The following is an 11,746-nucleotide window of genomic DNA, read 5'->3' as shown; positions in this document are numbered from 1 at the left end:
AGGACGAAGCGGAAGACGACGGCCGCGGCGACGATCCGGTAGACGCCGAACGGAACGAAACCGTGGCGCACCAGCCAGGCGACGAACCCCTTGACCGCGAACGCGGCGCTGACGCCGGCCGCGAGCAGGCCGACGATCATCGGTCCCGCGCCGACGGCGCCGGCCATCTCCGCGTGGTGGAAGACGATCTCGTAGAGGGCGGCCGCGCTCAGCGTCGGCAGGGCGAGCAGGAACGAGAACTCGGCCGCGGCGAGCGGGGTGAGCCCGACCAGCAGGCCGCCGATGATCGTCACCAGCGAGCGCGAGGTGCCGGGCCACATCGCGAGAACCTGGAAGAGGCCGATCACCAGCGCCCCCTGCGGGCCGAGCCGTTCCAGCGTCAGCCCGCGGCGTTCGCGGCGCCGCCGCAGCAGCAAGTCCGCGACGATCATCAGGACGCCGCCGACGAGGAGCGCCCACGCGACGGGCCGCATGTCGAACAGCGCCTTGATCCGCTTCTCGACGGCGAGGCCGACGACCGCCGCCGGCAGGAAGGCGATCGCGAGATTGAGGAGCAGATTGCCGCCGACGCGGTCGCGGCCGACGAGGCCGAGGGCCATTTGCCCGACGCGGCGACGGTAGAGCCCCAGAACGGCGAGGATCGCGCCGATCTGGATCACGACGTCGAACGCCTTGCTCCCTTCGCCCTGAATGCCGAGGAAGTGGTTGGCGATGATCAGGTGGCCGGTCGAGGAGACGGGCAGGTACTCCGTCAGCCCCTCGACGAGGCCGAGAATCAACGATTGCAGCGCGTCGAGCGCGGCGAGCGGCGGAACGACCATCGGTTGTGCTCTCCCGTTTCGCTGTTCAGTCGAGGACCACGACGACCCGCGGCCGGACCCGTCCGCCGCGGCGCAAGAGGTTGCCGACGCGGCGCGCGATGTCCGCCTCGAGCTCGCCGACCGGCGTCCAGGGCGGGGCGAGCCGCACCGCGCGCAGCGCGGCGTCGGCGGCCTCCGGGCCGATCGTTTCCCAGCCGGGCACGCCGATCCCTTCGATCCGCACCGCGTCGTCGGGCACGCGCCCGCCGGAGGTCCGCCGCACGTGGACCAGCGCCACGCCGGCGGCGGCGATCGCCTGCCGCTCGCGCATCACCTGCGGCGAGAGGACCAGCCCGGCGTCGTCGAGGTAGAGCGTGTGGACCTCCAGACGCTCCACGACCGCCGCGCCGAACCCGCCGAGCTCGAGATGGTCTCCCTTCTCGATGATCAGCACTTGGCGCGGCGCCGGATCGGCGGCTTCGGCGAGGGCGGCCATCGCCTCGAGGTGCGCGCGGTCGCCGTGGACCGGCACGACGACCTCCGGCCGCGTCAGCGCGACCAACTCGGCCAGCTCGTCGCGCGAGCCGTGCCCCGAGGCGTGGAGTTCCGGATGTTCGCCCGCGGTCATCACCGAGGCGCCGAGCCGCAGGAAGCGGTCCACCATCCGCGAGACCGGCATCTCGTTGCCGGGGACGATGCTCGAGGAGAGGACGACGGTGTCGCCGCGCATCACCTCGGCGCGCTGGTCGGTCTCCATGCTCAGGCGGGAGAAGGTGGAGTTGTTCTCCCCTTGGCAGCCGCCGGCGAGCCAGACGCGGCATTCGGGCCGTTCGTCCTGCAGTTCCTCGGGGGAGACGAGCGTTCCGGCCGGGGCGTCGAACTGCCCGAGGTCGAGCGCGTGGCGCGTCGAGCGGGTCATCCGCTGCCCGAGCAGCGCGACCTTGCGTCCCGCCGCCGCGGCGCCTTCGATCGCCGCCTCGATCCGGTGGACGTGGCTGGCGAACGTGGAGACGAAGACCTGGCCCTCCGCGCCGGCGATCGTCTTGGCGAGCGCGGGGGCGACGGAACTCTCCGCCGCGGTCCGGCCGGGGCGTAGGGCGCCGGTGCTGTCCACGAGGAGCAGACGGACGCCTTTGCGGCCGAGCTCGGCGAGCTGCGCGCGCGGGGCGGGGGGGCCCTTGCGCGGCGCGGGATCGAGCTTGAAGTCGCCGGAGTGGACGACGAGGCCGACCGGCGTCTCGATCGCCAGCAGCGCGGAGTCGGGCACGGAGTGGGTCGCGGGGACGAACGTCACCCCGAACGGCCCGAGCTCGACCCGCTCCCCCGCGGCGACCGGGATCATCCGCGGGCGGGGAACGTGGTTGTCGTCGAGGCGGTCGGCGGCCGAGGCGAGCGCGAACGCGGGACCGTAGACCGGCGCGCTCCGCCAGGCCGGCGGCAGGTAGGAGAGCGCGGCGCAGTGGTCGTCGTGCGCGTGGGTCAGCGCGATCGCCGCGAGGCGCGGAAAGCGCTCGACGAGCGCGGCGCCGTCGGGCACGACGAGCGCTGCGCCGGGGAGCGGCTCGCGCGGGAACCCCGCGCCGAAGTCGACGAGGATCGCCTCGCCGCCGACGGCGAGGAGCGTGGCGTTCATGCCGAAGCCGCCGCAGCCGCCGAGGGTGTAGACGTCGAGTTTCGCGCCCATGTCAAACGTCCAGCGCGACCTCGCCCATCGTCATCGCGTCGGCGAGCGTCAGCCATTGGTTCGGCGTGAGCCGCTCGCCGCGCGCGTTCGCGGGGAGGCCGCAGGAAACGAGGAACTGCTCGATCAGCGTGCGGTGGCGCTCGATGTTGTTGGCCAGCGTCTTGCGCCGCTGGGCGAAGCCGCTGAAGGCCCAGTACTCGAACCGCCCGACCTCTTCCGCCGCGAGCGGCGGGGCGGCGAGGCGCTTCAGCCGCAGCGCGCAGCTCGTGACCTTCGGCGCCGGCGTGAACGAGCCGGGCTTGATCACGCGCAGCTTCTCCCGCTCGCAGCGGAGCGCGGCGACGATCGAGAGGGGGCCGTAGTCCTTCGTGCCCGGCTCGGCGAGAAGCCGCTCCGCGACCTCGAGCTGCAGCACGACCTGCGTGTCGAGGACGGCGTCGCTGGCGATCAGGCGGCGGACGATCGGCGTGCCGACGTTGTAGGGGAGGTTGCCGACGACGCGCAGCGGTCCGCCGAGATGGGCGGAGAGGGCGTCCCAGTCGATCTCCAGCGCGTCGGCGAGGTGGACCTCGGCGTTCGGGAACGGCGCGAGGATTTCCTTCACGCCGTCGATCAGGCGCGGATCGATCTCGAGCGCGACGAAGCGGCCGGCCTTCTCGGCGAGGCCGCGGGTCAGCGCGCCGCGCCCGGGGCCGATCTCGACGACGACGTCGTCGGGGCCGGGGGCGAACAGCTCGACGAGCTTCGCCGCGAGGCGGGGCTCGGCGAGGAAGTTCTGGCCGTACTTGCGGGTCGGACGTGGCTTGGCGTCGCTCATGCACCAATTGTGGCACGCCGGACGCGAAGAGGCCGCCCTCGCGGGCGGCCTCCTCGTGCGGAAAGTCAGGCGCGACGACTCAGTTCGCGAGCGCGACGTCGTCGATGTAGAAGTAGGTGGAGAGGCTGGAGTCTTCGGTCGCGGAGAACTTGATCGTGACCGTCTGCCCCTGATACGCGGAAACGGAGAGGCTCTTCAGCGCGTAGCCGCTCGTCTTGGCGTTGACGTTGCTGTACTGGACGAGCTGGTGGCTGGCGCCGTTCTGGTCGATCAGGTAGACGGTCAGCTTGTCGTAGGCCTTGCTCGTGCCGTCCGACGTCGTGACCTTGAGGTAGAAGTTCAGCTTGGCGGTGGAGGAGACCGGAATCGTCGCCGTCTGGGAGAGGGTGTCGGTCTCGCTCTTGCCGTAGCCGTTCATCACCGCGAACCACGAGCCGGCGTGCGCCTTCGAGCTGCCGGTCTGGATCGGGTTCTTGCCGCCGGTGGACGTCCAGGCCCAGGGCCCGGTCGTGCCGGAGGCGCCGGTGCTGGAGGAACCGTACAGCCCGCCCTCGAAGTCGCCGTCGGTGAGGCCCGCCGGCGCGACGGTCGCGGTGAAGTTCTTGCCGGTCAGGTTGGCGCCGTTCACGGTGACGCTCTGCGAGGTCGGCGTGAAGGTGTAGCCGCTCTTGCTCGGCGTCAGGGTGTAGGTCCCGTTGGCGAGGCCGGAGATGGTGTAGGCGCCGTTGGCGTCGGTCGTGGCGCTCGCCGAGCCGGCGCTGACGGTCGCGCCGGAGAGGCCCGCGCCGTTGAGCGTGACGGTCCCGGAAACGGTGTAGGTCGCGGCCGGCGTCGTCACCGTCGCCTTGATGGTGTAGGTGATCGTGCCGGTGGCGTAGTTGGTGACGCCGATGTACCAGCGGCCCGCGGACGGGCTGCTGTTGGTGATCGACTCGCTCGTCGTCCCGCTGTTCCACGAGCGGCTGGTGTAGGAGCTCGTGGTCGGTTTGGCGTTGAACATGTCGTAGAGGTCGGCGTCGGCGGAGAGGCCGGTCATCGTCACGGCGAGGCTCGTCGCGCCGCTCGGAACGTCGATGTAGTAGTAGTTCCACGCGCCGTTCCGCGAGGTGGAGGTGATCGAGCCGGCGACCGCGACGCCGCTGGTCAGCGCGGTGTCCCCGGTCGTCGCCGTGGCCGTGAAGTTCTTGCCGGTCACGTCCGCGCCGCTCACCGCGACGCTCTGCGTCGCCGGCGAGAAGGTGTAGCCGGTCTTGCTCGGCGTCAGCGTGTACGTGCCGTTGGCGAGGCCGGAGATCGTGTAGGCGCCGTTGGCGTCGGTCGCCGCGCTCGTCGAGCCGGCGCCGACGGTCACGCCGGAGAGTCCGGCGCCGTTGAGGGTCACCGCGCCGGAGATCGAGTAGGTCGTCTGGACGGCGTTGATCGCGAAGCTCAGCGCGGCGGCGTGGGTCGTCCCGTTGCCGGTCGCGGTGATCGTGAGGCTGTAGGTTCCCGCGGCGGCCGTGCCGGTCGCGAGGGTGAGGGTCGAGCTGCCGGAACCGGGGGCGGCGATCGACGCCGGCGAGAACGTGGCCGTGGCGCCGGTCGGCAGGCCGGAGACGGAGAGCGAAACGGCGGAGTTGAAGCCGCCGGAGACGGTCGTGGTCACCGTCGCGGTCGTCTGCCCGCCGGCCGTCGCGGAGACGGAGGACGGAGAAACGGTCACGGCGAAGTCCGGCGTGGCCTGGCCGGCCCAGTTGTCGGCCAGCGCCTTGGCGTCCACCGTGCCGAGCCCGGTGGCGAGGTCGTAGCCGGTTCCGGCGGTGTAGCCGGTGACGCTCGGAACGCTGTTGTTGCCGCTGGTCACGTCGTGGAAGACCGTCGCGCCCGTGCCGCCGTACTGCGCGGCGCCGAGCTGGTAGAAGCGGACGTTGGCGTTCCCCTGCGTCGTCGCGGTCTTCTGGTTGATCAGGGCCATCAGGCCGGCGAACGAGGGCGAGGAAGCGGAGGTGCCGCCGGTGACGGTGAGGCCGGAGGCGCTCGACGTGTGGCCTTGGACGATGATGTAGCCGTCGTAGCCGGCGGCGGTCAGCGAGACGTCCGGGACGTCGCGCTTGCCGTCGCTCGGCACGCCGGTCGCGACCTGCCACGAGGGCTTGGAGTAGACGGACGAAGCGCCGCCGCCGGTCGCCCAGAGGCCCGAGCCGCCGCTGACGTTGGCGCTCTCGTTCCAGACCTTCTCCGGAATGTAGGAGAGGGCCGAGCCGTGGGTCGTCGCGTCGTTCGTCGAGGCCCAGTAGGCCGACGGGTTGGAGGCGTCGTCGAACATCGAGCCGCCGACGCAGACGTCGTACGGCGTGGAGCAGAGGCCCGAGATCGCGCGGCCGGAGCCGCTGGTGGCGCTGCCGCCGTCGCAGCCGGACGCCCCGCTGTCGCCGGAGGAGACGAAGGAGGTGATCCCCTGCGCCGCCGCCTGCTGCCAGAGGTTGTTGAAGAAGTTGTTTTCGCTCGTGCCGATGGCCGATTCGCAGGCCCCGAAGCTGGTGCTCATCACCGGCGCGACGTTGTTGTTGACGATGTACTGCGCCGAGAGATCGACGCCGTCCGTCGTGCTGGTGGACTTGGTGACGACGAACTTGATCGTCGCGTTCTTCGCGACCGCGCCCGACCATTCGAGGTCGAGCAGCGCTTCGCCTTCCTCGCCCGAATCGACGACGCCGGGGGCGGTTCCGTTGTGGACCGTCACCGGGTCGTTGGCCGGCAGGCCGAAGTAGCTGCGGAAGTACTGGACGTCGGCGATGTGGATGTCGGTGCGGCCGACGATGGCGATCGTCTGCCCGCTCCCGGTGTACCCGGCGTCGTAGAGCGCCTTCACGTTGTAGATCGTCGCGAAGTCGGCCGGGGCGAGGTAGTGCGAGCTGCCGCTGGTGTAGTTCGGGGCGACGACGGAGACCGCGCCGGCGGGCAGCGGCCGGAAGCCGTGGTTCATCGGCGTCCGGCGGAAGTCGTGCATCGTGACCACGCCGTGGACGATGCCGGCGAGGGCGCGCGGGATCGACGGATCGGCGAGGTTCGCCTGATGCAGGCGCCCATCGACGTTCAGCGTCCGGATCTGGGTGCGGAAGGTGCGCTCGACGCTCCCCACCGTGCCGGAGAAGTTGATCCACAGGCCGCTCTTGGCGACGTCCTCGACGCGGAAGCCGTTGCGGATCAGCCAGGTCGAGACCAAGCGAAGCTGCGCCGGCGTCGGGCCGAACTGGGCGCCGAACTGCTCCGGCGTGAGCCACTTGTGGTAGTTGGCGGAGGACGGGTCCTGCTGCTCGACGAGCAGCCGGGACAGACGCGCCTGCGCGTCCGGACGCATCCGGAGGGTCAGGACCATCCGCTCCATCGGGGCGTCGAAGTCAGGCGCGCCGACGATGAACTGCGGCTGGGCGAGCGCGTGGACGTTGCCGGGAACCTGGACGACGTCGGAGTCGTCCACGGTGTCGGCCCGGCGCTGCTGCGCGGCGGAAGGCAGCCAAGCGGCCGCGGCCACCAGCAGACCGGCGAAGACGACGGAACCCCACTTCTTCAAACCACCCATTTGCTTCTGGCCTCCTCTTTAGCCAGCCGCGGGCGTCCTCTCGCCCGCGAACCCCTCAAAAACGGCATCCCGCGCCGAGGACCTGCGGCGCGGACCACGACACTGCCGCCCGCGCTCTATGCGCGGCGACAGACGACGAGGCGACGGGACGGGGAGAGCGGCGCGCCGCCGAGGAACGACGGCGGCGGAACGACGGTCGTCGGCGCGAGGACCGGCGCGCACGGGACCACGAAACCGAAGGAACGGTCGGGCGCCTGCTCGTCCGCGGAAACCCCGCAGGCGACGGCGGCGTCGTCGCAGAACGGCAGCGCACCCTCGTCGAACAACGCGTCGGCGAGGAACGCGGCGAGCGCAACGACCAGACAAACCGCCAAGGCGCGCCCCAATTCGCGCATCGGCGTTCCCTTTCTCCCCGGCACTCCGGAAAAAACGGTCCAACGAAGCTGGCGGATGGTAGGTCCGCGCGCCGCTCGTTGTCAACGCTGGAAGGGCCTTTCTGCGCGGGCGTCCCGTTGGGCGTACAAATGGCGTCCGCGGGGGCGCGTTTCCGCGCCCTGCCGGGGGCTTGCCGCGCGTGGTCGGTCGGGAAGACGAAGCGGTCGGGATCTACGTTCACGTGCCGTTCTGCGCGCGGCGGTGCGCCTATTGCGACTTCTCGATCGTCGTCGGGCAGGAACGGCTGGCGCCGGACTACTTCCGCGCGCTGTGGGCGGAGATCGACGCCTTCGCGCGGGAGCGCGGGCGGCGCCGCGCCGACACGGTCCATTTCGGCGGCGGCACGCCCTCCCACGTCGATCCGGCGCTCCTCGTCGAAACCCTGGAGCGACTGCGTGCGGCTTTCGATCTGGCCGAGAACGCCGAGATCGCCCTCGAGACGAATCCCGAAGACGTCACCGCGGGCCGGGCGGCGTTTTGGCGCGGAAGCGGGTTCGACCGGATCACCGTCGGCGTCCAATCGCTCGCGCCGGCGGGTCTGGCGGCCGTCGGCCGGGGCGGGGACGCCGCGGTCAATCGGCTGGCCGTCGAGTTGGCGGCCCAGAGCGGCTTCCGCTCGGTCGGGGTGGACGGGATCTTCGGCCGCCCGGGGCAGTCGGTCGAGGAGTGGCGGGACGAGCTGCGCGCGTTCCTCGCCCTGCCGGCCGACCACTTCTCCTTCTACGCTCTCGAGACCGACGCCAGGACGCCGCTGGTCCGGATGATCGAGCGGGGGACGCGGCCGCGGCCGGACGACGACGCGGCGGCGGCGATGTACGAGGAGACGGTCGCCGCCCTCGCCGCTGCGGGGATCGCCCGCTACGAGATCTCGAACTTCGCGCGCCCGGGGCGGGAGAGCCGCCACAACGTCAAGTACTGGACCGACCAGCCGTACGTCGGCTTCGGCCAGTCCGCCGCCTCCTACGTCGACGGAGAGCGATGGACGAACCCGCGCCGCTTCGCGGAATACGTGGAAGGGGCGGCCGAAGGGCGCCGGACGCGGGAGCGGGAGCCGTACGATCCCGACCGGCGGATGGGGGAGGCGCTGGTCTTCGGCCTGCGGCTGGCGGCGGGGATCGACCTCGACCGGCTCGCGGCGCGCCACGGGGCGGAGGCCCTCGCGCGGCGTCTGCCGCGCCTCGCCAGGGCGGAGGCCGAGGGGATGATCGTCGCGGAGGGGTCGCGTCGGCGGCTCGCCGAGCGGGCGTTCCTGATCGCGGACGAGCTTTTCGTCGATCTTCTGTAGGTTTGCCGCGGAGTGGGCGAACCGGCGACCGTAAGGTATTGTCGGGCTTCGAACACCGCACCGGCCGCCCACCCAGATGGCCGGGCCTTCAGAAGCGAGTTTCTCCGTGATCGACGCATCGGAGCTGTCCCAAGAAATCGTCGCCGGGCAGCGGCGCGCCTTGGCGCGCGGCATCACCGTCGTGGAATGCGCGGCGGCCGGCGCTCCCGAACTGCTGCGCAGCCTCTACCCGCGGGCCGGACGGGCCGTGACGATCGGCGTGACCGGCTTCCCCGGGGCGGGCAAGAGCAGCCTGGTGGACCGCCTCATCGAGCAGTACCGCGCGGCCGGCCTCAAGGTCGGCGTCGTCGCGGTGGACCCGTCCAGCGCCTTCTCCGGCGGGGCGATCCTCGGCGACCGCGTGCGGATGATGCGGCACGCCGGCGACGACGGCGTCTTCATCCGCTCGATGGCCACGCGCGGCCATCTGGGCGGCCTTTGCCGCTCGGCCGGCGAGGCGCTCGACCTGCTGGACGCCGCCGGCTACGACGTCCTGATCGTCGAGACGGTCGGCGTGGGGCAGTCGGAAATCGAAATCGCCCGCCTGGCCGACGCGGTGCTGGTCGTGCTCGTCCCCGGCATGGGGGACGACATCCAGGCGATCAAGGCCGGGATCCTCGAGATCGCCGACCTCTTCGTGATCAACAAGTCCGACCGCGACGGCGCCGACAAGCTGGCCATGGAGCTGCAGCAGATGTTGGCGATGGCGGACGAGGACCGCCCGAAGCCGCCGATCGTCAAGACGATCGCGCTGAAGGGCGAGGGAGTCGATCGGTTGGTCGAGGCGATCAAGGCCCACCTCGACCATCCGGAGACCGAGGAGCGCCGCCGCGCGCGGCGCCTCGAGCGCGCCCGCGTGCGGCTCGAGGACATCCTCGGGCGCGCGCTGTTCAGGCGCGTCGTGGAGCACGGAATCGGCCTCGACAACTGGAACAAGATCGTCGAGCGGCTGGCCCGTCGGGAAACCGACCCGTACACGGCGGTCGAGGAGATCGTCGGCGGCAGCCGGCCGGGTGAATGGAGGTAGTCATGAGCGGTCGCGTGTTGGGGATCGACCATTTGGGCGTCGCCTGCAAGGATCCTAACCAGCGGATGAAGCTGTGGAAGGACGTTCTCGGCCTGCCGCTGGAAAAGGTCGAGGAAGTCGCGAGCGAGAAGGTCCGCACCTACTTCGTGAACGCCTGCGGCGTGCACATCGAGCTGCTCGAGCCGACGGCCGACGACTCGCCGGTCGCCAAGACGATCGAGAAGCGCGGCGAAGGGATCGCCCACATGGCGCTGCGCGTGGACGACATCGAGGCGGTCCTCGGCAAGCTGGCCGCGAACGGGATCGAACCGCTGCCGCCGGGCGTCCGTCCGGGCGCGGGCGGGGCGAAGGTCGCCTTCGTCCATCCGAAGCACACCGGCGGTATCCTGCTGGAGCTGTGCGAGCGTTCCCAGCACTGACGCGCCCCGACGGCGGGCGGCGGAGACGACGATGGACAGTCACGTGATCGGCATCGACCATCTCGGCGTGGCGGTGAAGGACCCCAAGGAGCGGATCCGTCTTTGGACGGGGCTGCTGGGCCTGCCGCTGGAACGCGTCGAGGAGGTCGCGAGCGAGAAGGTCCGGACTTGGTTCATCGACGTCTGCGGCGCCCACGTCGAGCTGCTCGAACCGACGGCGGACGACTCGCCGGTGGCCAAGACGCTCGAGAAGCGCGGGGAGGGGATCGCCCACATGGCTTTGCGCGTGGACGACCTCGAGGCCGCGCTGGCCGACTTGGCCGCCGGCGGCGTCCGGCCGCTGCCCCCCGGCGTGCGTCCGGGGGCGGGGAACGCGCGGGTCGCGTTCCTCCATCCCAAGGACACCGGCGGGATCCTGCTCGAACTCTGCGAGCGTCCGTTCGCCGACCTCGACGATATCGACGACGAGGACGACGACGACCGGTACGAGGAGCCGTTCGGCGAAGGGACGATCGCCGTGCTCTACCTGCGCGAGCCGCGGCAGAAGCTGTTCGGCGTGATCCGCCAGCTCGACACGGTCGGCGTGGGGATGGAAGGGCTGGACGTCGAGGCGTTCGAGTCCTGGGTCTCCCAGTGGTCGCGCGGCGAGGAAGGGCCGCTGGTCCCCTCGCTGCAGTACTACCCGCTGCACCGCGTGGAGAAGATCGTCGCCGACGACGACTCGGCCGACATCCCCTCGTTCAAGAGCCGCTTCGAGACGCGGACCGGCAAGGCGCTCGCCGAAGCGTTCGGCTTCAGCGTGGAGGAGGCGGGGGAGTGACCCACCTCGCCGCTTGTCCCCGCTGCGGCGGCCCGCTCGATCTCGAGGGGCGCTGCGCGGCGTGCGAGCCGGCGCGGGTCGGGGGCCCCACGCAGATGGTGCCGATCCAGCCGCCCCCCAACGGGGCGGTCCTGGGCGCGGCGGTGGCGGCGGGCGACGACCTCGGCCGCGTCGCGCTTCCCGAAGGGTGGGATGTTTCGCTCGACGTGATCTCCGGTCCGTCGAAGGGGAACTCGTTCCGGTTGACGCAGTCGCGCGTCCTGCTCGGCCGGGGCTCGGTGGACGTCGTGATCGTCGATCCGCGCGTCTCGCGCCGCCACGCCAGCCTCGAGGTCTACGGCACGGTCTGCGTGCTGGTGAAGGACCTCGGCTCGACGAACGGCACGTTCGTCAACGGACGCCGGATCACGGCCTGCGAACTCCAGGACGGCGACGAGATCACGGTCGGCGACACGACGCTGCAGATCACGATCGGCGCCGCGCCCTGACGGACGGAGAGACGATGCAACCGCGGCTGGGAGTGTTCGGCGGATCGGGGCTTTACCGCGTCGAGGAGCTGCAGGACGTCGAGGAACGGCGGATCGAGACGCCGTACGGGTCGCCGTCCGACGCGGTCGTCCTCGGAAAGCTGTCCGGAACGCCGGTGGCGTTTCTCGCGCGGCACGGCCGGGGCCACCGCATCTCGCCGACCGAGATCAACTACCGCGCCAACGTCTGGGCGATGAAGTCGCTGGGGGTCGAGTTCGTTCTTTCGGCCTCCGCCGTCGGCTCGCTCGACGGAACGGTCGAGCCGCTGCACGTCGTCGTCCCCGACCAGTTCATCGACCGCACGCGGCACCGCGCCGACACGTTCTTCGA

General features: G+C 71.1%; 10 protein-coding genes and 1 pseudogene. 6 read left to right on the top strand and 5 right to left on the bottom strand.

The window, feature by feature from the left end; all coding sequences use genetic code 11:
- The 5 genes from LLG88_02585 to LLG88_02565 all read right to left on the bottom strand — a co-directional run.
- On the bottom strand, positions 1 to 821 hold an 821-nt coding region (locus LLG88_02585; protein MCE5245794.1), incomplete at its 3' end, for an undecaprenyl-diphosphate phosphatase.
- A 25-nt stretch (positions 822 to 846) separates the two neighbouring features.
- Positions 847 to 2,484, bottom strand: coding sequence for a ribonuclease J (locus tag LLG88_02580; protein ID MCE5245793.1), 1,638 nt, complete (start codon positions 2,482 to 2,484; stop codon positions 847 to 849).
- A gap of 1 nt (position 2,485) precedes the next feature.
- Positions 2,486 to 3,301: a 16S rRNA (adenine(1518)-N(6)/adenine(1519)-N(6))-dimethyltransferase RsmA gene (gene rsmA / locus LLG88_02575; GenBank protein ID MCE5245792.1), complete on the bottom strand. Its 816-nt coding sequence runs from the start codon at positions 3,299 to 3,301 to the stop codon at positions 2,486 to 2,488.
- A 79-nt stretch (positions 3,302 to 3,380) separates the two neighbouring features.
- Positions 3,381 to 6,863, bottom strand: a complete 3,483-nt coding sequence (locus LLG88_02570) for a carboxypeptidase regulatory-like domain-containing protein (GenBank protein ID MCE5245791.1) — start codon at positions 6,861 to 6,863, stop codon at positions 3,381 to 3,383.
- Positions 6,864 to 6,979: 116 nt separating this feature from the next.
- The gene (locus LLG88_02565; protein MCE5245790.1) at positions 6,980 to 7,258 is read right to left on the bottom strand and encodes a hypothetical protein; all 279 of its coding nucleotides are present in this window, start codon (positions 7,256 to 7,258) and stop codon (positions 6,980 to 6,982) included.
- 179 nt (positions 7,259 to 7,437) lie between these two features.
- Between LLG88_02565 and hemW the strand changes: the two genes are divergently transcribed.
- The 6 genes and pseudogenes from hemW to LLG88_02535 all read left to right on the top strand — a co-directional run.
- Complete coding sequence (gene hemW, locus LLG88_02560; GenBank protein MCE5245789.1) at positions 7,438 to 8,583, top strand: radical SAM family heme chaperone HemW; 1,146 nt, start codon at positions 7,438 to 7,440, stop codon at positions 8,581 to 8,583.
- 106 nt (positions 8,584 to 8,689) lie between these two features.
- Complete coding sequence (gene meaB / locus LLG88_02555; GenBank protein MCE5245788.1) at positions 8,690 to 9,649, top strand: methylmalonyl Co-A mutase-associated GTPase MeaB; 960 nt, start codon at positions 8,690 to 8,692, stop codon at positions 9,647 to 9,649.
- Between the two features lie 2 nt (positions 9,650 to 9,651).
- On the top strand, positions 9,652 to 10,068 hold the full coding sequence (mce, locus tag LLG88_02550; protein MCE5245787.1) for a methylmalonyl-CoA epimerase: 417 nt from the start codon (positions 9,652 to 9,654) through the stop codon (positions 10,066 to 10,068).
- Positions 10,069 to 10,099: 31 nt separating this feature from the next.
- A pseudogene (gene mce, locus LLG88_02545) lies at positions 10,100 to 10,504 on the top strand (methylmalonyl-CoA epimerase).
- Between the two features lie 380 nt (positions 10,505 to 10,884).
- Positions 10,885 to 11,376: an FHA domain-containing protein gene (locus tag LLG88_02540; protein MCE5245786.1), complete on the top strand. Its 492-nt coding sequence runs from the start codon at positions 10,885 to 10,887 to the stop codon at positions 11,374 to 11,376.
- A 14-nt stretch (positions 11,377 to 11,390) separates the two neighbouring features.
- A partial coding sequence (locus LLG88_02535) for an MTAP family purine nucleoside phosphorylase (GenBank protein MCE5245785.1) occupies positions 11,391 to 11,746 on the top strand: 356 nt, incomplete at its 3' end.

Source organism: bacterium (assembly GCA_021372775.1).
GTDB lineage: Bacteria > Acidobacteriota > Polarisedimenticolia > J045 > J045 > JAJFTU01.
This window is presented reverse-complemented; position numbering and strand designations above follow the sequence as displayed.